Below are 23,278 nucleotides of genomic sequence, written 5' to 3'. Positions count from 1 at the left end.
TTGGATTTTGTTTTTTGTTTTTTTAGTGTTTAAAATGTCTTGTTCCTGTGAAAACCATAGCAAGGTTATGCTGATCACAGAATGAAATTGAATCTTTATCCTTTATGGATCCGCCGGGTTGCACCACGGCGCGAATTCCAACTCCGTTTGCGATCTCCACGCAATCGGGAAACGGAAAAAATGCGTCGGAAGCCATGACTGCGCCGTCGAGTTCAAAACCGAATTGTTGTGTTTTGGCGATCGCCTGCTTGAGCGCATCCACGCGCGAGGTTTGACCTGTTCCGCTGGCGAGCAGTTGAAGATCTTTCGCGAGCACAATGGTATTCGACTTCGTGTGCTTCACGAGTTTGTTTGCGAAAACAAGATCGCGGAATTCTTTTTCGGACGGAACTGCTTTTGTTACAGGTTTCATATCCGCGGGAGATTCGGTACGAAGATCTTTGTCCTGGGTGATGACTCCATTCAGCAATGAACGGAATTGCGCCTGAGGCAGGATTACTGATTTTTGTACGAGAATGATCCGGTTTTGTTTCTGCTTCAGAATTTCCAGTGCTTTCGGCTCGTACGATGGAGCGATGATCACTTCGTAAAATATTTTCGTGATCTCAGCAGCAGCGGCCTCATCGATGGGGCGATTGCAAACTAAGATTCCGCCGAAGGCAGAAACAGGATCGCCGGCGAGCGCCGCATTCCATGCTTCCATCACTGTTTTTCTCGTCGCACATCCGCAGGCGTTGTTGTGTTTTAAAATTGCAAATGTTGTTTCACTGAAATCTGCAATGAGGTTGACAGCGGCGTCAATGTCGAGAAGATTGTTGTAAGAAAGTTCTTTGCCGGCAAGCTGATCGAACATGGCGGTGAGTTCGCCGAAAAATTTCCCCTGCTGATGCGGATTCTCCCCGTAGCGAAGTGAACTTCCGCCATTCGCAGCATGACGGAAAGCAGGAATTTCTCCGCCGCGATTGAACCAGTTGAAAATGGCAGAATCGTAATTGGAAGAAACAGCGAAAGCGCGGGCAGCAAATTTTTTCCGGTCTTCTGCTTCGGTGCTTCCGTTATTTTTATTCAGCAGTGCAAGCAGATCGGCGTAATCATTTCTTGAAGAGACGATGAGCACATCGTGAAAATTTTTCGCGCCCGCACGGATGAGCGAGATGCCGCCGATGTCGATCTTCTCGATGATGTCCTGGTCATTCGCTCCCGATGCAACCGTTTGTTCGAACGGATAAAGATCGACGATGACCAGATCAATTTCCGGAATGGAATATTCTTCGAGTTGTGCAACATCAGAATCAAGTTCGCGCCGGCTGAGAATGCCACCGAAAATTTTCGGGTGAAGTGTTTTCACTCTGCCACCGAGAATAGAAGGATAAGAAGTGAGTTTTTCTACCGGCGTTACTTTCACGCCGAGTTGTTCAATGAAAGTCTGCGTTCCGCCGGTGGAAAATAATCCAACACCGAGTTCGTCCAGTTTGCGGATGATGGGTTCCAGTTGATCTTTGAAATAAACTGAAATGAGTGCGTTCTTGATCTTCTTCGTACTGCTCATAAATTGTCGCGGAAAAAGTGCTTCGAAGGTACTTGATTTTGAATGGTGAACTACATCCTGCAGAATGAATTTTTTCATTGTTGAAAAGATTCTTTTTGATGTTGAAAAACCGGGAGAAGCTGGCGACATATTCCGGGCAAAGATGATGGCAATTTCTATTCCTGAATGAACAGAGCGGATAAGTGTACTTATTTTTTTAGCCACCAAGTTTCAAAGGGGGTGCCGGAAAAATTGTAATGCCGTGCAGGAATGAATCGCTAGCCCGGATGCTGTGAACTTGTGCCACGCACATTTCACAGTCAGCCGGAGCGCTGCTCATTCGGAGAACAGGTGGTTCGCTCCTGATTATCCTCCTCATCGCCAGCGAAAACAAGTACCTTTGGCTCATGCTTTTTCTCAACCTGCTTCGTGAAAGTTTCCTGTTTGCGCTCAATGCACTTCGGGTGAACCGGCTTCGCACCGTTCTTTCGCTGCTCGGAATTACCATTGGTATTTTCGCGATCATCGCGGTTTTCACGGCAGTCGATTCGATGGCGAACAAGATCAAAACGAGTGTGCAGTCGCTGGGGCAGAACGTGGTTTTCATTCAGAAATGGCCGTGGTTTACCAAGGGTGATTATGCCTGGTGGAAATACATGAACCGGCCGGTGATGAAGATCGATGAGGCGGATGAACTTACACGCCGGCTTACCGGAGCATCGGCAGTAGTGTACACGGTGAATAATAAATCGACGGCGCATTACCAGACTTCCTATGTGGAAAATGTGACGATCGTGGGAACTACTTTCGGTTATAACCGTGTAAAAAATTTCGATCTCTCTTCGGGAAGATATTTCACCGAGCAGGAATTTGCTAACGGCCGTGCGGTGGTGCTCATAGGCGCGAATGTAGCGAGCGCGCTTTTCCGCGATGAAGATCCGCTGGAAAAAAGTATTCTCATGATGGGAAGAAAAATGACAGTGATCGGCGTGTTCAAAGCAGAAGGAGAAAGTATGGTGGGCAATAGTTCTGACGACCAGGTGGTGATGCCGCTTGATTTTGCAAGGACGATGATGGATGCGGAGAAAGATGAACTTGATCCTTACATCATGGTGCGTGCGAAAGACGGGGTGACGACTCCGGAACTGAAGGATGAACTCACGGGTGTGATGCGGAGTTTGCGCCGTCTGAAACCGGAAGAAGAAGATAATTATGCATTGAACGAAGTGAGTGTACTGAGTCAGCCGCTGGAAAGTTTATTCGGTGTGATCGGGACCACGGGATGGATCATTGGAGCATTTTCGATTCTTGTCGGCGGATTCGGCATTGCGAATATCATGTTCGTTTCGGTGCGCGAACGCACTTCTCAAATAGGAATTCAGAAATCGCTGGGAGCAAAAAGCTGGTTCATACTCATGCAATTTCTTGCGGAGAGCGTGGTGTTGTGTATGCTTGGCGGATTCATCGGGCTTATTCTCGATTACGTGCTGGTGCTGATCGCGAATAAAACGCTGGATTACGGATTCATTCTTTCGACAGCGAATATTTCATTGGGAATAACCATTTCCATTCTCATCGGAATTATTTCCGGATTCATTCCTGCGTATTCGGCAGCGCAGCTTGATCCGGTGGAAGCGATTAGAAGTAATTCTTAAGGGTATCTCTAAAAACCTAATTATTAAAAAAAAACATATCGCCACAAAGGCACAAGGGCACTAAGAAACACTAAGAGAAAAACTTTATTAATCTTTGTGTCTTGGTTCCATAGTGGCAAAAAAAAAATTAGTTATTAGATATCCTCTTAATTTAAGATTCGGGATTGAACATAAATTAAAGTGAATAAAAATACTAAGATGAAACCTATTCTCCATTTCGAATTTCAAATCTCAAATCTCAAATCAGAATTTTGAATTCCGTGGAATACGTACTTCGAAAACGGCCAATAGTAATTTCCATTTTCTGTGTGGTGGGATTTGTGATCTCTGCATTCCAGATCATTCTCATTTCTTATCCCGGCATTCGGAGCATTGCGAAATGGTATCCTATTGTTTATGGAACTATGACGGCGCTTCGTTTCATGGCTACGGTAGGAGTATGGCACATGAAAAAATGGGGCGCAGAATTATTTGTTTACATCACGCTCACGAAGATCATCATCCTGCAATTGTTCGGCGATCTCACTGCGCTGGGCATAGCCGATGCGGTAGTGTCCATTATTTTCAGCATAATTTTCATGATCTTTTATAAGCGAATGGATCGGAATCTCTGATTACGGATCACGAATGACTAATAACCCAATGACCAATACTCTCCCGGAAAATATCAATGATTTTGTTGAATGCGGTGATCTTTTAAAAGAGTTGCTGCCTGTTGCAGTTAAATTATTCCATGGCGATCTGCTCTCATCGGGAATTGAAACGGAATTTCGGGAAAATGTTGTTGCAGATATTTTTTCTTTCCGTGATGAAATAAAATTAATTATTCATGTGAATGGAGGATTTGCTTCTGAGAAAGTAATGCGCCTGTTGTACCGCGTTGATGTATCGCAGAAAAAAACGGAACGTGTTGCGGGGAATGAATCGCTGCTGGCAGAAGAGATCGTGACAAGGGAATTGCAAAAAGCTTTTACCAGAAAGTTTTATGGTAAATAGATTTTCGGGGTTTCGCATTTCGTAACTTTCAGTATATTTTCGTATTTCGTACTCTGCTTTTTACAATTTCTTCCATCGTCATTTTCGTGATCTTACTATCTAGCCAGGTAATGATGTCGAAATAATAGAAAGCGCGTTTTTCAAATTTCTTTTTTGTGAGCGGAATTAATTTTTCACGCAGGTCAATAAAAAGCTGCTGCAGTTTTTTTCGGGAAAGATATCCCGGCAGGCGACGGAGAAATTCCAGGATGAGTTTATTGTAAGCAGTGAGATCTCCTTTTTTCATCAGGAAACGATAGAGCGAGCGCACGTGCGCTTCCGCAATGCGCTCATTCCCGAGCTCCCAGTCGCAGATGAGTGCGAGTATGCGTGCGAATGCGTGCAGATCCTCGCGCACGGAAATATCTTTTGCGTGAATGATCCGGTTCAACCAATGCAGTGAACGTTTGTACTGGTCGGCGCCGAAATACAGGCAAGCGATCTTGTAATAGAAGAGCAACACCGAATGATGATCGAGCAGCGGAATGAAACGATCGAGTTCATTTTCCAGTTTTCCGACTATGCGCGTTCCCGAACGGAATTCTCCTTTCATGAAATGACGATTGATCTCGTGAATATAAATTGCTTTGAACAGATTCAGGTTGATGTTTTCAGTAAGCACAATTTTCGGATCACGTTTGAGCGCTATGAGTCGGCGGTGAACACTTTCAAATTCTGTAAGTGCATTGAATTTATTGAGCGCCACGAGCAAACTGTTCAGCGCGCGTATGTACGCTTCCGTGTGAATAAAAATTTTTTCAGGTTGATCTTCGAACAATGCCACGTAACGTTTTGCGCTGGAAAGTCCCAGGCGGAAATCCTGGACGAAAAAATAATAACCGGTGAGGGATTGCAACAGGTGTACACGCACGGCAAAATCGAGTTTCTTTTCGTTGTAGGAAAGAAAATTATCACGGAATATTTTTTTCACGCGCGCGAGTTCGTTCCGGTGACGGATGAATCCGGTTTGCAAATAAAATGTATTGAGGCGAATAGAAAGATCCTGCAAACGGTTTTCTGTTTCTATCCTGCGTACCACATCGCGCGAATTAAAAGCAGATGCTTTTACAATCTCCTGGTGGCTGGAGGCGATTGTGTGGCTGATCGCAGATTTTTCGAGATGCAGTAATTCCATCAGCAGGATGAACTGGTCGGAATGGTGTGCAATTTTTTTCGCTTTATCAATGAGACACAGGCAATCGCGATACAGACATTTGTCGTAAAGAATGCGTGACTGGCTGAGGAGATCGGCAAGAGAGAGTTCAATCGACGACGAGGAATTGAGTACATGCAGGCAATGAAGCAGATAATTGTAAAGAAACGCTTTCTGGTTCGGCCATTGCTGATTACTGATGCCAGTGGCACTCTCTCTTTCCGACCGGGACACATTTCTGCCCGATGAAGCTATATGGTCGAAAAGACGAATGAATTTCCCGTCGCCCGAAGCATGACGAGATGCCATCAGTTTGAAATGACGTTTTTCACTTTTACTCATCCGCTGAATGAGGAGTGTTAGTGAATCGGAATTCAATTTGGACATCGTATATATTTTCAATAAAAATAACTTTTTTTATTGGCAAATAAACTATTATTTACTCATTGAATATCGTAGGTTTTTTAATTTTTGCCGATGGTTTCCTCCTGCACTTTCTTTAAATTTGTACGAGTAAAAAAACCTGCCCGATGAAGAAGATGAAAGCTGCCATAACCGGCGTTTCCTGCTGGTTGCCCGAAGACAAACTCACAAATGCCGATATCGAAAAAATGGTCGATACCACCAATGAGTGGATTCTCGACAGGAGCGGCGTGAGCGAAAGAAGAATCCTGCGCGATCCCGATAAAGCTTCCGCATACATGGGCGCAGAAGCAGCAAAAAAACTTTTAAAAAAAATGAACATCGATCCGCTCTCGGTCGATCTCATCATCTGTTCCACCGCCACTCCCGATCACCAGTTTCCTGCAACTGCAAATATCATTGCAGATATGATTGGCGCTACACGCTCCTGGAGCTTCGATGTGATGGGTGCATGCTCCGGTTTTATTTACGCGCTTAATGTGGGAAAACAATTCATCGAGACCGGTGCGCATAAAAAAGTTCTTGTGGTTGGCGCCGATAAAATGTCGAGCATTGTTGACTACACCGATCGCCGCACGTGCATTCTCTTCGGCGACGGAGCAGGATGTCTGCTGCTTGAACCCGATGATTCCGGAAATGGAATTGTAGATGCCAGAATGTACACCGATGGTTCGGGAACTGCTCAACTCATTCAACCGGCCGGTGGAAGTTTGCATCCTGCTTCGGAAGAAACATTGAGGAATAAACAACATTTCATTACCATGAATGGTCAGGGAGTTTTTAAACTCGCTGTTGTAAAAATGGCAGATGTTGCCGAAGAAATGATGATGCGCAACGGACTTACTTCAAAAGATATTGCATTTCTTGTTCCGCACCAGGCGAACAAACGCATCATTGATGCCACTGCAAACCGCATGGGAGTTGGCCACGAGAAAGTGATGCTGAATATTCAGAAATACGGCAACACTACGACGGCAACACTTCCTATTTGTCTCACGGAATGGGAAAACCAATTGAAGAAAGGTGATAATTTAATTCTCACCACGTTCGGCGCAGGATTTACCTGGGGAGGAATGTTCGTGAAGTGGGCGTATGATGGAAAAGCTGCTGCAGAAAAAGAAAATGCATTTGCGAAAGATGTAGCGGTGGTGTGAGGTTTTACGAATTACGAATCCCGAACAGGTTTGGAACAAAACTGCGAATGTGAATATTCACTCCCTGATCATTTTTTTCGTTCCCGTAATTTTTCCGCTCGCATTTTTTACCTGGATAAATTCATTTTACTTCAAACGCCCTATCCTACGGAAAAACTTTAAAAGCAAGAATAGGACGCACAGGTTTAGTAGTCATAATGAGCGCTGGATATTGCAATAAAAGATCACCATCCAGTTGCGTGTATTCACTATCTGTTTCAATTACTTTTCCAGTCATCACATCGGTCCACTCCACTTTATAATGTTTGTGCGATCCCATGCCCGTCACTTTCATTTTTTTTCCGGGGCCCGTTCGGTAACTCACATCTTTCGGCGGATCAAAAGGAACAGAGTCGGGATAAATTTTCTGCTTCACGCCATTGAGCCGCCTGTAATTACTGCAATCGCAATTATCGCATGTTCTCATTGAGTTATCATTGTAACATCTATTCAATACCACGCCTATTGCTTTGTTTGCATGACCTTTAGTTAAATGTTTTAAATACATGGTTTCTGCCAGCAGATCGGATTGCAACTGGTATTCCGGGTCCCAGTCTCCATCATTGAAATCTACGCCGGAAAGAAAATCGCGCAGGCGTGCGAAGTGCGCGTAGTAAGGCGCGGGAAGATCGGGTAAAGATGTTTTTGGCCAATTCAATCCGCCTGCACAACCGGAAAAAGGAATCGTCCAGAACGTGCGAACCCATTCGGCAAAATCGGAACATTCATCACGCTCCGGCGAACCGGTTTCACTGAAAAAAACCGGTCGTGATAACGCAGAGCCGATCCCCGATCTCTTCTGTATGTAGAAATAATTTCCGGTGCGCGAAATGTATTCGCTGTAATAATTATAATCATTCACATCAATGGAACAAGTTGTAAAACTGAGGTCGTCTTTGTTGGGCTCTCCAGCGTAATTGATGGTGAGTAAATGATCCTGCAAATCAAGATCGTGTTTTAAATAGTCGGTCATTTCCGTTTGCCATTTTTGTAATATTGCACGGAAAGATGCGCTTGTATTGTAAGGATCTTTTATCAGTGAAGCAGCACAATCCTTATCGCAAGAAAATTCCTTTCCTATTGTATTCGCCTCATTGCATAATTCAAACATCGCAATGTTGCGGGAGTATGCGTAACGCGAGATCATGTAACGCAAACGGTATTTGTAATATTTTTTTGCCTGCGCATCAGAAAGAAAATCCACAGGGTCTTTCAGCCCAAGCTGTGAGTGATAGCAAAGGCCATTGTCGTCCGGTCCTCCATTCGATTTAGCGCAGGAAGAAAGATCATTTCCTGCCCAGTCCCAGTAAGCACCTGCTCCATTGAGGAGTTTATTTGCAACGTCGAGCGATAAAAGAATATACAGGTCGAGATCTTTTGCTTCGTCGAGTATTCTGTCCATTTCCCACGCGTTGCTCAGTCGTCCGGAATAATCATTCAGCTTTTCAAATTCAATTTCTGTTGACCAGGGAAGATCATGCATCCGGAAAAAATTTCCGCCGGCGAAAGATAATTCTGAAAGATAATTTCCGAAATCGATGTAACCATACATGTTGATCGTTTTCCATCCGTCGTAAGGGCCGTATCCAAAACGGTAATCTGAAAAGCTGCGTGGAATAGGGTTGGTGATATTCCAGCCGATGGGCATGAACATGTGATTGCCTAACTCGAGATATCTTTTTCCCGGAAGTGTATGAATGTTTCCCTCGTTGTGAATATCGGAAGAAAGCAAACAATTAAAATCAATTTCATGGGAAGAATAATTTCCATGCTTTGCACTTTCAATTTTAATTATCGTTTTCCACCGGCCGGTATCAGGCGGCGCAAAACGAAAACGAAAAGTATAATTCGTTGGGCTTGCCGAATAATCCCATGCTTTGTGTTCACCGGTTTCATTGCGCATAAATTCCCTGTAATAAAATCCGAATATTTTTTGAGCATGCCCAACATTTTGCCCGGATGACAAAGAAGTGAACTCTGCGTAAACATTCAGTTGTTCCGGGTCGAAAGGATTTACTGCCGAAGGATCATTTGTGTTCTGATCGCAGAATGATTCTACATCACGAAAAAGATCCGGTGGAAGTTCAATTCCCAATTCAAATTTTTCATGCCGATAGGCGACGATATCATTTACGTTTTTCTGCTGGGGATTGAAAACAGCAATAGAAAAAGAAGAAGTATCTGCTGCATTTCCGGTTGAGATTACAAGTGGAGCCAGGTTAAGTTGCGCTTTCGCTGTAAAAAAAGAAAAGACAAGGAAAAAAAATGCAAATCGTTTCATAATGTTTTTCTGTGGAGAAGATTGTTTCCGGTAATTTTTGTTTTAGAAAGTTAGACATTTTGTTTTAGTGGAAAGTGGTTTTTTATTAGAACTTAGAACCAAGAACTTAGAACCCATTACCAGTCTCTTCAGTATCTTCGCATTCCGGAATTCATTCATCATGCGTATAGTTATCATTCTCTTGTTTTTTTTCCTGCAGAATTTTCTGCTCGTCGCGCAAACGCAAACGCCCGTGCAAACCGTTCGCGGAACAATTGTTGACGATCAGACCAAAACTCCATTGGTAGGCGCCATCGTTGTACTCAATGATACCGGCGCTGCACAAAGGAATACTACCAGCGACGTGGATGGAAATTTCAGAATGGAAAATGTTGCAGTCGGCCGCCACAATTTACTTTTCCGTTTTGTCGGTTACAAAGACCGGACGTATTCCATCGTCGTCACTTCCGGGAAAGAAGTGATTCTCACTGTGGAATTGACCGAATCAGTTGCTACGCAGAAAGAAGTGGTGATCACCGATGAATCTTCCAAAACAAAATCGATCAACGAAATGGCAACGGTAAGTGCGCGCACTTTTACCATTGAAGAAACTTCACGCTATGCAGGAAGTCTCGGTGATCCTTCGCGCATGGCCGCGAACTACGCGGGTGTGAGCGGCGCTGATGATTCGAGAAACGATGTGGTGATCCGCGGAAATTCTCCGCTCGGAGTTTTATGGCGGCTCAACGGTTCTGATATTCCGAATCCGAATCACTTCGGTTCATTCGGCAGCACCGGCGGGCCGGTGAGTATGCTCAACAATAATGTACTCGACAATTCCGATTTCATGACGAGCGCTTTTCCTGCAGAATACGGAAATGCTGTTGCGGGAGTTTTCGATCTGCGAATGAGAAACGGCAACAATGAAAAATTTGAATTTCTCGGGCAAATGGGATTCAACGGATTCGAAGGTGGAATTGAGGGGCCGTTCACCAAACAACACAATGCATCTTTCCTGATCAACTACCGTTATTCCACGCTCGCCGTTTTTCAGAAGCTCGGTGAAGAATTCGGAATAGGAGATGCTGTTCCGAAATACCAGGACTGTTCTTTTAAATTGAATTTCCCCACAAAAAAATTCGGTGACATTTCAGTATGGGGTGTTGGCGGATTGAGTTTCATTGCGCTTTACGACAGTCACATGGATTCTACCAAATTGAATTTATATGACCAGGGTGGTTATGACACCAATTACGGAACACGAACCGGAATGACAGGAATAACGCACACTTATATTTTCAATTCCACTTTGCTGAGTAAATTTAATTTATCGGTGAACGGCATGCAGAATTTCATCAAGCAGGATTCTTTTTCAAGAGCCGATCACAGTTTCTGGAGAGATTATGGAAGCGATTTCCGCCAGGAAAAATTTTCTGCGAATTATGTCCTGCTGAAAAAATTTAACGCGAAGAACACGTGGAAATCAGGAATAACTGCAACTGATATTTTTGTTAGCCTGCATGACAGTACGAATTACAGTGTGATTTATTTCCGCAAGATCAGGAACATCAACACGAGTACCTTTTTATTACAGGCATTTTCCCAATGGCAGCACAAGTTCAGCGACCGCATCACGCTGAATGCAGGTGTGCACTGGCAACTGCTCACGCTGAACGATTCGTGGGCGTTGGAGCCGCGTGTGGGAATTCGTTATGAACTGAATGATAAAAATGCAATAAGTATAGGAGGAGGAATGCACAGCCAGATGCAAACGGTATTCACTTATTTCAATCAAACACTCATGCCCGACGGATCGTACACACTCTCAAATAAAAATATCGGTTTCACGAAAGCCATTCACACTGTGCTTGCTTATGACTGGAATTTTGCGCACAACTTCCGTTTGAAATCTGAAATTTATTATCAATACCTCTACGACATTCCTACGTTAAGGAATACGAATTCTTATTCCGGGCTTTATTCGGGTTTGAATGAAGGAGCAGATTTTGATGCGCCGGGAATTGATTCGTTGCAGAACAAAGGAACCGGGCGGAACTATGGACTGGAACTGACCGTGGAAAAATTTTATTCGAAGGGATATTATTTTCTCGTTACCACTTCACTTTTCAAAGCATACTTCACGCCGAGCGATGGAAAAGAAAGGCAAACTGCATTCAGCGGAAATTATGTGGTGAATGTTTTGGGCGGAAAAGAATTTCATCTCAATTCGAAAAACACGATCTCGGTAGATCTGAAAATGAATATGGCTGGCGGAAAAAGATTTATTCCTGTTGATCTTGCTGCATCAGGCCTTGCCGGAGAAGAGGTACTCGATTTTTCGCACGCTTATGAAAATCGCTACGCTGGATATTTCCGGATGGATGGAAAGATCGGTTTCATACACAATGGGAAACACATCACACAACAATTTTCCGTGGAGATGATGAATTTCACCAATAACAGGAATGTTTTTTCGCAGGATTATAACAAGCAATCGAATTCAGTCGTTACGAATTATCAAACTGGATTTCTTGCAGTGCCGAGTTATAAGATTTCATTCTGAGGGCGGATTACAGATTCTTACGGGGAATACAGATTACAGATAAAAACGAATTTACTACTGTGCCTTTAAACAAAACCCGAATCTGTACATCTGTCTGAATTCGTAATCTGTATTCTTTGTACGAATCTGTAATCCACCCTTACCAGTACCTTATATCCATCTTCACAATATCGATCCCTGCTTCGAGGTGGCGACGATTGATGTAGGCATACGCTACCGGTTCATGTTCGTGATAGAGATAACTGAATTCATCTTTCAACTGATCGTTCGTAAATCTTTTCACGGATTCAATTCTTCCCAGTGAATCATAATTATATTTTGTGGTTTCAGTAAAATCTCCGCCGGCATTAGACGTATAGCTGATCTCAGAAGTGCGGTCGAGTGAATCGTATTTCCACAATGAAACTGTCCGTATTCCACCGGCAGTATATTCTTCGCGAAATTCTACAGGGCGATCTTTCTTATCGAAGTTCATCATCATTTCCTTATACGGTTTTCCTTCGTCGTTCAGGCAGAATTGTTTTACCTGCTGCGGAGAAAATCTTTTGTAGGAAAAATCTTCCTGCGAAATTATCGTTTGCATACCGAGACGGAATTGATCGCGGCCTGTACCGATGTTCGTTTCCCTGCAGTGCGTTTGCCTCGCAATGGTTCCGTCTTCATTGTAGAGGTAATACCAGGTGTGATAAAAATCACCGTCGCACTCGCGCCTGCACGAAAGACGACTGACATTGTCGTAATAGTAATAAACAAAAACAGAATCATAATTGTAATGATTGATCGTTTCTGTCCATTCCCCGCGGATCCTTCTTCCTTTCCGGTAAACCGCAGGATGAACGATCTCGTCGCTTGCATAATTGCGCACCGTGGTTTTCCAGAATTCAGCGAGACGGCCGAGTGAGTCGAAACGGTAATATTGTTTGAGCCCACGATCATCAATTATTTTTCCGTCGGGCTTGTACTGAAGATTTGCGGTGATGGAAAATATTCTGTGAATACGAATACTGTCGGCGTTGAATTTCACCGGAACTCCGAATGGATCATCATCAATGGGAAGAAAAAGCTGGGCGGCAGCAAACAGCGGCAGGAGGCAGGAAAAAAAAATAAAATATTTTTTATTCGGCATTCGTTCCGGTTTCCAATCTGTCAATCGCTGCCCGTGTATTCTCAACCGGTGATTCGCAGGAATTATTTTCGCAAATGTAAATGAGTGTTTTATTTTCCACGAAACGATTTTGAAGCAAAGGCAGATCCGACAGACCGGGGCTTCCTGCAAAGATTTGATTTGGGAGGTAATGCTTCCTGAAGGCGGCCCTGCTTTTATCAACATCGTTACCAACAATTGCAACTTCACGGAATGAAAAAGTGAAATGCAGCTGAAGGATCATCCAGTTTGAATAACCTGCGCCATAGCGGATGATCTCTTCCTGTACTGTTTTTAACATTCGTTCCGCACGTGTAATCCATTCTGCTTTTCCGAAGAAATGCCCGAGGTAAAAAATATTTTTCGCCATTACTGAATTTGAAGAAGGAATGACATTGTCATCCGTTTCTATTCTTCGTGTAATGAGTAGCGGATCTTTTGCAGAGGTGAAGTAAAACATCTGTTGGCCTTCCGAGACAAAATGTTTCATCACGTAATCGGTTTGTTGCTTCGCTATCATGAGCCATTGTTCATTGAAACAAACCTGGTAAAGCGCAATGAAAGCATCGATCACGAATGCATGATCCTCGAGAAATCCGTTGATCGTACTCTTGTTTTTTTTCCACGAATGCCACAATCCCCCGTCATCACGCAATTGCACGTCGCGGATAAATGCTGCATTCTTCAGCGCATCTGATAAAAAATTTTCTTCACCGAAAACTGCATACGCATCCACGTATGCACGCAGCATCATCGCATTCCACGACGTGAGTGATTTATCATCGAGTGATGGGCGCACTCTTCTTTCGCGCACAGCCAGCAATTTTTTTTTCGCGCTATCTATTCCTTCCTGCAACTTATCTGCACTCATACCGTGCTTTTTCGCAATAACTTCGTCACTTTCCCTCCGTAACAGAATATTTTTTCCATTCTCCCACCGGCCATATTCATCCACTGAAAAATAATCGTCAAAGATCGCGTTCGGTAATGACTGCCCGATCGTTTGATGCAATTCTTCTTTCGTCCACACATAATATTTTCCTTCTTCTCCTTCCGAATCGGCATCGAGCGCAGAATAGAATGCGCCATTCTCCGCTGTCAGTTCGCGTGAAATGAATTCCAGCGTTTCATAAACTACATTTTTGTAAAGCGCATTGCCCGATTGCTGGTAAGCTTCGGAATAAAGTGAAACCAATTGCGCATTATCATAAAGCATTTTTTCGAAGTGGGGAACTTTCCACAACGTGTCGGTTGAATAGCGTGCAAATCCTCCACCCAACTGATCATAAATTCCACCCATTGCCATTTTCTCAAGCGTGAGTGAAACATGTTTTAAAATTTCCTGTTCGCCGGCGAGATGTGCATAACGCAATAGAAAAAGATAATTGTTCGGCAATGGAAATTTCGGTGCGTGATCAGGGCCTCCTTCTGAATTATCAAACCGCATCGACCAATTCTGAATGGAGATCTCCAGAGTTTTATTTTCAATATTTTTTTCTTCATTGTCCGTGATTATTTTCCCTGTTGCACGCACGCCCTCTGTAAGCTGGTGCGCGTAATCAAAACATTTATCCGGATCATTTTTCCAGAGATCAGCAAGCGTGAGAAGGATTTCTCTCCAGCGTTCCTTTGGAAAATAAGTTCCGCCGTACAACGGTTTTCCATCGGGAAGTGTGAAACAATTGAGCGGCCATCCTCCACGCTGCGTCATCAACTGCACTGCGCTCATATAAACTGCATCAATGTCGGGACGTTCCTCGCGATCGATCTTGATACAGATAAAATGATCGTTCATCATGCGCGCCGTTGTTTCATCTTCGAATGATTCATGTTCCATCACGTGGCACCAATGGCAGGCAGAATAACCGATGCTCACAAGAATAAGTTTGTTTTCTTCTTTTGCTTTTTTAAGTGTCGCTTCATTCCACGCCATCCAGTTCACCGGGTTGTGTGCATGCTGCAGCAGGTAAGGGCTGGTTTCGTGAATGAGTTCGTTGGTAAAGCGATGCATGTTCGTGCTGATGATCTCCTGTAAATTTGAGAAAATAAATCAAGCAATGGAATATCATTTTCATTTCCGGAACCGGAGCGGAAATAAATCTTATTATCTTGAACTTTTAATTCTCCTCTGAAAACCATGCTCATCGTCGCCGCTGCTTTGTTCGCATTCTTCCTTGGTTTCGCCTGGCTGCTCCGTTTTTTCGTAACAAAAATTCATGATGCGGCACAAAGCGATGTGGTAATAGAAATGCGCTTTAGTAAGGAGTACAAAGAAAATGTGCAACTGGAATTGATGCAATTCTCTTACTACAATAAACTTTCTAATGAAGGCAAAAAGAAATTTTTTGACCGCGTACTGATCCATCTTTCTAAAAACAAAGTAGTCGGTGCAGAAGGATATGAGCCCGATGATAAAATAAAGATCATGATCAGCGCAACCGCGGCGCAACTCACTTTTCACATCGATAAAGACTGGCTCGCGAGTTTTGATACGGTGGAATTACATCCAACTATTTTCAGGATGAATCACAATGGCCCGCTGATGAAAGGAGCCACTACTCCGAATGGCATCATCCGTATTTCAGTGAAGGATTATCTCGAAGGATATCGCGTGGGTGATGACAAACTGAATGTGGGGCTTCATGAATTTGCGCATGCGCTGCTCATCGAGTACACCGCTTCGGCCGAAGATTATTCTGATATTAAAAAACTTGTTTTCCCTTATGAAGTAATTGCGGCAAAAGAAATTGAACTCGGCCCTGACAGTGAACATTTCCTGCGCAAATATGCTTTTACGAACAAACACGAATTTTTTGCCGTGTCGGTGGAAACTTTTTTTGAAGCGCCAAAAGATTTTTTTGCAACCCACCCTGAACTTTATATTGTACTCACAAAATTGCTCAACCAGGATCCGCGGAATGTGACGGAAGATTATCGTTTGCAGGAACGCCTGACGGAATAATTTTTTTTGATGTCTTCATATCCCACTGATTAATCGGTGGGATATAATAATCAGTGGACTATGAATACAGCATCTTCCTCCCTACTTCGCAATCCAGACATTTTTTCCTGTCACAATAATTTCTTTTCAATTCCAGCACGCTTTGCGAATCGGCAGCCGAATTTATTTCCCATTCTTCCTTCCTGTATTTTTCTACGACTGAATTTTTTTCCGCTGTAATTTTTTCGAGCAGGGAGATCGCTTCTTCAGAATATTTTTCTTCTTTCTTCGATTTTCCATAGAGGAATTTCAGTGGAACGATCACATTGATGAGCAGAATTTCTGCGGAATTTTTCCCGGTGCACTTTTCATAGGTCCGGCTTTTCACTCCAAAGCGGTAATGATCATTCCAATAGCCCGAAGCTTTTACATCAAAAACTTTCCTGAGCATTTCCGGATCATTTGTTTCGATGCAGGAGCGAAAAGGTTTTTCATGCTTGCCAAAAAATGCAGCGGCCTGCGCGATGCGCAGTGTTGGAAAATTATTCGGGCGCAATCGCATGAATTTCCATGCGTGTTTTTCCATGCTTCCAAGACCGTGGACTTTTTGCAGAAATGAAAATTCTTTCTGTAGTTTTCCGGCGTATTCATCTTCTTCCACTGTGAGTAATCCGCTGGCGCCGAAAAGGAGAGCTTCCATTCTGAAAATAGCATCGCGGTATTTTAAAAGCAAACGGTGAGGAATAATATTCCCGAGTTGGCGCATGGGATCGGCATTCACTTTCATTCCGAAACTATGAAGAACAAGACGGTAAAAAAATTCTTCCCAATCGCCGTTAAGCTGTGCAAGCAGAAATTTCATTTCATCCGTTTTTCGCGCAAGGCGATCAATAAGCGCACGTGACAACATCGTTTCTCTTGCGATCCGGAGTGCGGTATCTTTTCCGGCACGACCACAGGCGATCTTCTCTTTTGAATTCCGCATGGAAAAATAGGAAGCCACCAGTTGATCGGGAATTCTTCCATTGAGCACCAGCGTTGGCATTTCATCCCCATTGCATTTCTTCACTTCCGCATCGTGCTCATACACCACGTGCAGGATCACGTTATCGTATGCAGGATCGTGCGTGTGCGCATGACGGTTCCAGTCGGAAGAACGAATGTGGATCTCCACGTTGCCTGCCCACAACTGTTCGTTTATCTTTAACTGCGCATTAAAAAAATCGGGCCCCGAATAAAAATTGTGCGCCCCGGGATGGATAACTGAGAGTAGTCCTCCGCTGGAAGTGCAAAGATCCTCATGCAGGAATTGTTTTGTTTCCCAGATGTAATGGAGAAATTCTTCTGTCATAATGCTGAGCAATAAAAAAATTAATGCCAATGCACAGTCGTGCAAAATGCGGTTAAGATGTGAAGTGAATAATAAGGACGGGAATGGAAAGCTCAGGGTAGTGCGTGCGATTTCCCTTATTATGGCAGGATAAACAGCCGGTTAAGGCGAGCCCTAAATATAAGGCGTGTTCCCTGTTTTCTGCTATCCTTTCCAAAAATTCAACCCGATTTTATTTCGCATTACAGGCAACTTTGATATATTTACCCTTATGAGCACAACAGCAACCGCCACCGAAACCAGGAATTTTTTCATCCTGTACAAACCCAAAGACATTGTAAGCGGAGATTTTTACTTCGCACTCGCGCACAAACATCCCGGCCGTGACAGCGAGATCTTCTACATGGCCACTGCCGACTGCACCGGCCACGGTGTACCGGGGGCGCTCATGAGCATGATGGGAATTTCTCATCTCAACGAGTCGATCGTTGAGAAAAATCTCATGCATCCGAACGAGATCCTCGATAGTGTTCGCACCGGGATCATCAATTCACTCAATCCTGAAGGTTCGGAAGAGGAATCGAAGGATGGAATGGATTGTATTCTCTGCGCGTACGATCTGAAAAATCTGAAACTTGAATTTGCGTGCGCGAATAATCCACTCTGGCATGTGCGCGACGGAAAACTCACCGAGTACAAACCGGATAAGATGCCCGTTGGAAAACATACCGGCGACATGGCGAATTTCACTTTGCAAAAGATCGATCTCAAAAAAGGAGATATCATTTATACGTTCACCGACGGATTTGCTGACCAGTTCGGCGGACCTAAAGGAAAAAAATTCAAATACAAACAGCTTGAAGATCTTCTTCTTTCCATGTGCAACGAGCCGATGGAATACCAGAAGAAAAAATTAGATGAAGCGTTTGAAAAATGGAGAGCCTGGCCCGGTACCGATGGAAAAGAAAGCAAACTCGAACAAGTGGATGATGTATGCGTGATAGCAGTGAGGATATAAATGAAGGGCATCTCTAATAACTTCGAACTGCTGCGTTGGGCTACATCCTCAAAATCCTCATTTACGAATAGTAAATCCCGCCTTGCATTTCTGTGTTTTTAGAGATGCCCTGAATTCTAATTATCCGGAATAAATTTTTTCCCTATTAACAATTAATTTCCTCAACCTCACTTTTAGTTGCCATATCAATTAGTTTTTTTTGATGAAAATTTATAGATCAAACCAATCTCAAAATTTAGACAAGAATTAATGAAGGGATTTGCAACATCATATTGTGCAGTCCAGTAATTACCCGTGACGGGAGGAGGATTATAAGTACTACCGATCACCTGAGCAGTAAGATTTTTCACGTCCCTAAAACCTTTATAATAGACAAAATCGAAAGGAATGGAAAATCGATCGTTCATATTCCATTCCAATCCGATGCCTAAAATAATTTCAGGGTCGAATAACCTGAAAGCATTTTTATTGAGTGTGTTTGTAAAATGCGAACTGCCTCCGGGAAAAATGGAAGATGAATACGTGTAATTATAGTCAAACTTTTTACCTCGGGTTATTCCATTTTCATTAGTGGAATAAGTATCGGCAATTGTGTCCGATCCATTCCAGGTGTAAATCACTCCGTTTTCACTCTTCATATTATTTATCTTGTAGTTGATAAGAAATCCAAAATTCATTCCACCCAATATTGAAATACAAATTTTTTTTTCGGAGCGAAATTTATAAGTGAATATAACAGGCAGGTATAAATAATTAAGGTTGATTTCTTTTTTCTGGACAGTTGTTTTGTCATAATAATCCCCACTGACTGAATCTGTCCAACGACCAGATTGAATATAGTTTTTGTAAAGTTGTCGTTGATTTGAATAATAAATTCCCAATCCGGATGAAATATTTTTTAGAAATGTGTATTGGATTTTTAAACCGCCGCCAAACTTTATTGTAAGTGAATCCTTCATTTTATCAAACACATAATAATTGCTGTAATATCCTGTCTGCTTTATTGCAAATTGGTTTCCTGAAATGTGCGAAATACCCATATCGCCCAATGCTTGAATTGAAAATCCATTCTGCCCACTTATGAAATTAGCAGGAATAATAAATAAAATGAATAAGAATTTTTTAAGCATTTTTGGAACTATTCCTTGAGAAATTTTTTTGTGTAAACCTTTTCATCATCGATTACCCTTATCAAATATTGACCAGGAGTAAATGTAGAAACATCAATAGCATTGTTTTGAGAAAATATATTTTTCGACTCATAAACAATTTTTCCCTCGGCATTAAAAATTTGAACCAATGGATTTGAAGTTTCGCTTACAGGAAAATTCAAATTGATTGACATTGACGAAGGGTTTGGATAAAGTTTAAATTCATCCGTCGGAGCATACGACGGCAGGTATTCATTCCCATTAGAAGAAGAATAATCCGGATTAATTATACGTTGATAGGAGCACTCATCAAAAAAATAATCCTGTAACGGAACACAAGTTGTATTCAGTTCATTATTGAAAACAGTGAGCGATGCATAATTTTCTACCGTTGTATTCGTTAATAGTACTCCTTGTGGCCCTCCAAAAATTATAAGGTATCCAGATTCAGTATATTGAGGAGAATTAACTGAAAGTGAATTTGCAATCACAGGAAAATATGGAGAAAAAATCGTTACTGGATCAGAAATATCTCCTGTTTCTTCCTGAATGGCCGGATCAAAGTAAGGATAGTGATCTGAAATAAATGGATCACTCTGCTGCGGAATAAAAATTGGAGCACCTTGTGCTTTCGAATCCAAATAATACAAATTGAAAAGAAGCATATAATCCAAACCGTTGTAATTTCCTTCGAAACCCGGTTTACCAATGTTTTGTCGAGGAGAATCGTCGAAAAATCGTCTTGTTGCGCACCAACCCGGATAAGCTTTATCGGCAACATTGTGATCAAAAGGACCATCTGCAAAAGCAGAATTCAATATATCCCGTGCCTTACATAAATCTCCTATGTGCATTTGTCCGCCGTAAAATCCATCCCACAACATTCCATAAAATACATCCCATCCAAAATGATTATCAAAATATGCACATCCAAATGTTCCTCCGGCATCGTAATCGCCGTTCTCTAATATTTTATCCGGCGTAGTATTATTACCCACAGTATTTCTCCATGAATTACTCATTGCTGCCAACACCATACCCATCGGATGAACACTTGCCTGATTACTGATTGGATCGCACAGAAGAACATTAGGATCCTGAAGACCTTGCCATAATGATGGATCGGTGTGCGAATCGTTATAAGTAATCCCGGTAATGTATGTACCTGATAATGCAAGTCCATAAGACTGCGCTGCCATATCTAAATTACTTCCTCCTACTACAGCATTATCATTTGGATCATGTATTACCCAATGGTGACCGTGATTCTCTTTTATGAAGCTTACAATTTTATCAGCTTCGTCAACTGCCATAGCTTTTAAATCTGCATTATCCGTAGTTCCAGTTACATAATTATTGAATGTGAGCACGCCGTCATCAGTATATCTTTTTACCAATGCAAATCCCATTAAAAGTTGATAGATCACATCCTGGCTTACCGCTACTTTGCTTGGATCAGGATCGTTAAGAAAATGAGAGTAGTCAGATTCCGTAACTGAAACCGGTCCCGGTCTTCCTGACCCAATTTCAAAAGCGGGGTCTGTAGAAACCCTGTTCTGATTCAATTCATTTGAATGCTGTGTGACAAAATTTGCTGGCACATCATCACGAATCAAAAATCCATCAACTACATTTGATTGATTCCATGCAATGTAACTCTCGGCCACAAAATCAATTCGCACACTTGCCTTCAGCGCATAGTAGAGTTCCGTAAGTGTTCTATCCGTATTTTGCCCATTATCTTTAAGCAAACGATATTCCGTTGCAAGCACGCCGAGATAATAACCAAGGTAAACGGGCGTTTCTCCCCAATATAAATTCTGGGTACCACCTTTGTTTCTGATACAGGCAGGCAGACTCATTCCCGGTCCATCGCCCACTACCATAAAATCATTGACAAGGCGATAACGATAGTGCCAGTATTTATCGAGATTGGTTTGGTCGTTCTGAGCATTTACGAAAATGCTGAGTGATATAAATAAAAAGAACAAACTGATTTTTTTCATGGCTATTGATTTATCATTTTTTAAAAAAACTATATCCAATACTTATACCAAACAAGGAACCTAAATAAGGATAAGATCCAGTAGAATATGTTCCATTTAAATTTCCGATCGTCGGTGTAACTCCTATTCTTGCCATTATCCCCTTTTCATAATTTTGATAACGTAATCCAAACACTGATGTAAATGCTTCATAAACATGTGCATGATCAGAATTAAAAAGGACGAAATCGACTCCTATTCCGATTTCAAAATAAAAGTTCTTTTTACCAATCAAAAGATTCATCATAATGGGTATGATATGTTCACTTCTGTCATAAGGAATAGGAAAGTAATAATTTTTTGTAGGAATAGCGTATCCAATGCGAACAGTTGATTTAACAAGTTTATTCCCCATCAAAATTCTATCGTAGCTTATCGAAAATCTCTGCTTAAAACGAACCCCATCCTCCACTGCATTTCCACCATATTCAACAAAAAAAGAATTTTTTCTGATTCTCACCGTTGTGCTATCGTGCTGTGCGTAAACAGAAAAATTTACGGCCATCAAAAAAAACAAAGAAAAAAATAATTGCCGCATAGAAATAATTTTAATATTATTCTCCACCAGGAAGTTTCATGAAATTACCGCTGAGGTTTTTTAAGAAAAAATGAACGCCCGGGTTTTTTCTTCAACTCATCAATTTCCTTTTGCATTGCAGCATTCTGTTGTTGCAGTTGAATCATATAGAGCGTGAGTTCCTCAATCTTTGCAAGAAGGACAGCATCTGTTTCGCCTACATCAATTCCGTTTTGTTTTACATCTTCTGCACTTTGCACATTTGGCAAATGGTGATTTGCCTGAATATAATTTGCAACGGTATCAAGCGGAGCTAAGACATAAGTGGAATCGAAAACATAATCGGACCAAAGCGGTTCTACTTTTAAAACTTTCGCGCGAATACCGCCATTCACAGCAAGTAAATATTTTCCGCCATTGCAAGTGGGACAAGTAAAAAACGAAGTGCTACTGGTAACACCGATGCCTACACTTCCTCCTGTAACATTATTCTGGTCAAAATAAATATTGTCGCCTGTTTGCGACCACTGAAAAACAGGTTGCCCGTTCTGCAAAATCTGCGTTGCATTTAAAGTTCCGTTTACGTCAAGATCGTACTGCGGATTTGAAGTTCCTATTCCCACTTTTCCTGTTGTGTTCACTCCGCTTGAAGCGGTAACAAATAATGTCGGCGTGTTGCTATTAAATCCAACTGCCAAAGAATTAGGAACGTTATTTATGAAATAAGTTCCATTGGTAACTCCCGATCCGATCGTCACTGAATTCTCAGCAGGGGCGCCACTCACAACCCGATATCCGATCGCTGTTGAATGAAGGCCAAATGGTAATGTTCCAACCCCAAGGCCTAATCCTTTATATCCGGTTGCTGTTGATCCGTAAATTGTATTGGTTTGCGGAAGAAAATTTACAGTGCTGTCTCCGAAACGAATAATACTGTCGCCGGGCAATGGAACAATCCTGTAAGAATAAATTTTTCCGCTCGCACGAAAATCTCCATTCACATCTAATTTGTAAACCGGGTTTAAATTTCCAATTCCCACTTTGCCGCTGTTGCCCGAATTTAAAATTGTATTTCCCTGCGTGTATGCAGATGCGCTTTGAATCAAAAGATCATTTGAATTCGTGTAAAGCTCATTCTGCGCTCCGGCAGAAATAACGAGATTGTTGTTAATGGAAATTTGGCTCAGGCTCCTGATCGTGTCGGCCTGCACTTTGGTGGTGAGTACGAGTCCCGATGCAAAAATATTTCCAGAGAAATGCGCGTCGCCATTTACATCAAGCAAATATCCTGAAGAAGGAGATGAAGTTCCTATTCCCACTGT

General features: G+C 42.4%; 17 protein-coding genes. 7 read left to right on the top strand and 10 right to left on the bottom strand.

The features are described 5' to 3' along the window. Nucleotides 1–22: 22 nt before the first annotated feature. A complete protein-coding gene (gene purH, locus HY064_07885; protein ID MBI3510569.1) occupies nucleotides 23–1,549 on the bottom strand; it encodes a bifunctional phosphoribosylaminoimidazolecarboxamide formyltransferase/IMP cyclohydrolase in 1,527 nt (508 codons plus the stop codon). A gap of 386 nt (nucleotides 1,550–1,935) precedes the next feature. On the opposite strand from purH, the gene HY064_07880 reads away from it, so the two are divergent. The 3 genes from HY064_07880 (at nucleotide 1,936) to HY064_07870 (ending at nucleotide 4,179) form a co-directional block, all read left to right on the top strand. Next, nucleotides 1,936–3,183 carry an ABC transporter permease gene (locus tag HY064_07880; protein ID MBI3510568.1) on the top strand — a complete coding sequence of 416 codons (1,248 nt, stop codon included), beginning with the start codon at nucleotides 1,936–1,938 and terminating at the stop codon, nucleotides 3,181–3,183. A gap of 260 nt (nucleotides 3,184–3,443) precedes the next feature. Beyond that, nucleotides 3,444–3,797: a hypothetical protein gene (locus tag HY064_07875; GenBank protein MBI3510567.1), complete on the top strand. Its 354-nt coding sequence runs from the start codon at nucleotides 3,444–3,446 to the stop codon at nucleotides 3,795–3,797. Nucleotides 3,798–3,825: 28 nt separating this feature from the next. Then, nucleotides 3,826–4,179 carry a hypothetical protein gene (locus HY064_07870; GenBank protein ID MBI3510566.1) on the top strand — a complete coding sequence of 118 codons (354 nt, stop codon included), beginning with the start codon at nucleotides 3,826–3,828 and terminating at the stop codon, nucleotides 4,177–4,179. A gap of 28 nt (nucleotides 4,180–4,207) precedes the next feature. On the opposite strand, the gene HY064_07865 is transcribed toward HY064_07870, so the two are convergent. Next, on the bottom strand, nucleotides 4,208–5,758 hold the full coding sequence (locus HY064_07865; protein ID MBI3510565.1) for a hypothetical protein: 1,551 nt from the start codon (nucleotides 5,756–5,758) through the stop codon (nucleotides 4,208–4,210). Nucleotides 5,759–5,901: 143 nt separating this feature from the next. On the opposite strand from HY064_07865, the gene HY064_07860 reads away from it, so the two are divergent. After that, nucleotides 5,902–6,948 carry a ketoacyl-ACP synthase III gene (locus tag HY064_07860; protein ID MBI3510564.1) on the top strand — a complete coding sequence of 349 codons (1,047 nt, stop codon included), beginning with the start codon at nucleotides 5,902–5,904 and terminating at the stop codon, nucleotides 6,946–6,948. A 145-nt stretch (nucleotides 6,949–7,093) separates the two neighbouring features. On the opposite strand, the gene HY064_07855 is transcribed toward HY064_07860, so the two are convergent. Further along, nucleotides 7,094–9,268: a hypothetical protein gene (locus tag HY064_07855; GenBank protein ID MBI3510563.1), complete on the bottom strand. Its 2,175-nt coding sequence runs from the start codon at nucleotides 9,266–9,268 to the stop codon at nucleotides 7,094–7,096. Nucleotides 9,269–9,428: 160 nt separating this feature from the next. Here HY064_07855 and HY064_07850 point away from each other — a divergent pair, with 160 nt between their 5' ends. After that, a complete protein-coding gene (locus HY064_07850) occupies nucleotides 9,429–11,810 on the top strand; it encodes a TonB-dependent receptor (GenBank protein ID MBI3510562.1) in 2,382 nt (793 codons plus the stop codon). 139 nt (nucleotides 11,811–11,949) lie between these two features. On the opposite strand, the gene HY064_07845 is transcribed toward HY064_07850, so the two are convergent. Both HY064_07845 and HY064_07840 read right to left on the bottom strand, forming a co-directional pair. Further along, nucleotides 11,950–12,936, bottom strand: a complete 987-nt coding sequence (locus HY064_07845) for a hypothetical protein (GenBank protein ID MBI3510561.1) — start codon at nucleotides 12,934–12,936, stop codon at nucleotides 11,950–11,952. Next, entirely contained in the window at nucleotides 12,926–14,965 is a 2,040-nt protein-coding gene (locus HY064_07840; GenBank protein MBI3510560.1) for a thioredoxin domain-containing protein, read from the bottom strand. The genes HY064_07845 and HY064_07840 overlap by 11 nt, the downstream gene beginning before the upstream one ends. 126 nt (nucleotides 14,966–15,091) lie before the next feature. Here HY064_07840 and HY064_07835 point away from each other — a divergent pair, with 126 nt between their 5' ends. Next, nucleotides 15,092–15,916: a zinc-dependent peptidase gene (locus HY064_07835; GenBank protein ID MBI3510559.1), complete on the top strand. Its 825-nt coding sequence runs from the start codon at nucleotides 15,092–15,094 to the stop codon at nucleotides 15,914–15,916. A 58-nt stretch (nucleotides 15,917–15,974) separates the two neighbouring features. Here the strand turns inward: HY064_07835 and HY064_07830 are convergent, their stop codons facing one another. Beyond that, nucleotides 15,975–17,246: a DUF2851 family protein gene (locus HY064_07830; GenBank protein ID MBI3510558.1), complete on the bottom strand. Its 1,272-nt coding sequence runs from the start codon at nucleotides 17,244–17,246 to the stop codon at nucleotides 15,975–15,977. 250 nt (nucleotides 17,247–17,496) lie between these two features. Here HY064_07830 and HY064_07825 point away from each other — a divergent pair, with 250 nt between their 5' ends. Continuing rightward, the gene (locus HY064_07825) at nucleotides 17,497–18,243 is read left to right on the top strand and encodes a SpoIIE family protein phosphatase (protein MBI3510557.1); all 747 of its coding nucleotides are present in this window, start codon (nucleotides 17,497–17,499) and stop codon (nucleotides 18,241–18,243) included. A gap of 185 nt (nucleotides 18,244–18,428) precedes the next feature. On the opposite strand, the gene HY064_07820 is transcribed toward HY064_07825, so the two are convergent. The 4 genes from HY064_07820 to HY064_07805 all read right to left on the bottom strand — a co-directional run. After that, the gene (locus HY064_07820; protein MBI3510556.1) at nucleotides 18,429–18,920 is read right to left on the bottom strand and encodes a hypothetical protein; all 492 of its coding nucleotides are present in this window, start codon (nucleotides 18,918–18,920) and stop codon (nucleotides 18,429–18,431) included. 461 nt (nucleotides 18,921–19,381) lie between these two features. Next, complete coding sequence (locus tag HY064_07815; GenBank protein ID MBI3510555.1) at nucleotides 19,382–21,400, bottom strand: T9SS type A sorting domain-containing protein; 2,019 nt, start codon at nucleotides 21,398–21,400, stop codon at nucleotides 19,382–19,384. Nucleotides 21,401–21,413: 13 nt separating this feature from the next. Then, complete coding sequence (locus HY064_07810; protein MBI3510554.1) at nucleotides 21,414–21,977, bottom strand: hypothetical protein; 564 nt, start codon at nucleotides 21,975–21,977, stop codon at nucleotides 21,414–21,416. Nucleotides 21,978–22,021: 44 nt separating this feature from the next. Next, nucleotides 22,022–23,278, bottom strand: a 1,257-nt coding sequence (locus HY064_07805; protein ID MBI3510553.1) for a hypothetical protein, incomplete at its 5' end; no start/stop codon positions are given.

It is taken from the genome of Bacteroidota bacterium (assembly GCA_016194975.1).
GTDB lineage: Bacteria > Bacteroidota > Bacteroidia > Palsa-965 > Palsa-965.
Note: the sequence above shows the minus strand (reverse complement) of the source record. Positions and strands in the feature narration are given on the sequence as shown.

What these genes read in the sequence shown, in the direction of transcription:
- purH (MBI3510569.1), bottom strand. Translation starts at nt 1,549, where the DNA reads ATGAGCAGTACGAAGAAGATCAAGAACGCACTCATTTCAGTTTATTTC.
- HY064_07880 (MBI3510568.1), top strand. Translation starts at nt 1,936, where the DNA reads ATGCTTTTTCTCAACCTGCTTCGTGAAAGTTTCCTGTTTGCGCTCAAT.
- HY064_07870 (MBI3510566.1), top strand. Translation starts at nt 3,826, where the DNA reads ATGACCAATACTCTCCCGGAAAATATCAATGATTTTGTTGAATGCGGT.
- HY064_07865 (MBI3510565.1), bottom strand. Translation starts at nt 5,758, where the DNA reads ATGTCCAAATTGAATTCCGATTCACTAACACTCCTCATTCAGCGGATG.
- HY064_07860 (MBI3510564.1), top strand. Translation starts at nt 5,902, where the DNA reads ATGAAGAAGATGAAAGCTGCCATAACCGGCGTTTCCTGCTGGTTGCCC.
- HY064_07855 (MBI3510563.1), bottom strand. Translation starts at nt 9,268, where the DNA reads ATGAAACGATTTGCATTTTTTTTCCTTGTCTTTTCTTTTTTTACAGCG.
- HY064_07850 (MBI3510562.1), top strand. Translation starts at nt 9,429, where the DNA reads ATGCGTATAGTTATCATTCTCTTGTTTTTTTTCCTGCAGAATTTTCTG.
- HY064_07845 (MBI3510561.1), bottom strand. Translation starts at nt 12,936, where the DNA reads ATGCCGAATAAAAAATATTTTATTTTTTTTTCCTGCCTCCTGCCGCTG.
- HY064_07840 (MBI3510560.1), bottom strand. Translation starts at nt 14,965, where the DNA reads ATGCATCGCTTTACCAACGAACTCATTCACGAAACCAGCCCTTACCTG.
- HY064_07835 (MBI3510559.1), top strand. Translation starts at nt 15,092, where the DNA reads ATGCTCATCGTCGCCGCTGCTTTGTTCGCATTCTTCCTTGGTTTCGCC.
- HY064_07830 (MBI3510558.1), bottom strand. Translation starts at nt 17,246, where the DNA reads ATGACAGAAGAATTTCTCCATTACATCTGGGAAACAAAACAATTCCTG.
- HY064_07825 (MBI3510557.1), top strand. Translation starts at nt 17,497, where the DNA reads ATGAGCACAACAGCAACCGCCACCGAAACCAGGAATTTTTTCATCCTG.
- HY064_07820 (MBI3510556.1), bottom strand. Translation starts at nt 18,920, where the DNA reads ATGAATTTTGGATTTCTTATCAACTACAAGATAAATAATATGAAGAGT.
- HY064_07815 (MBI3510555.1), bottom strand. Translation starts at nt 21,400, where the DNA reads ATGAAAAAAATCAGTTTGTTCTTTTTATTTATATCACTCAGCATTTTC.
- HY064_07810 (MBI3510554.1), bottom strand. Translation starts at nt 21,977, where the DNA reads ATGCGGCAATTATTTTTTTCTTTGTTTTTTTTGATGGCCGTAAATTTT.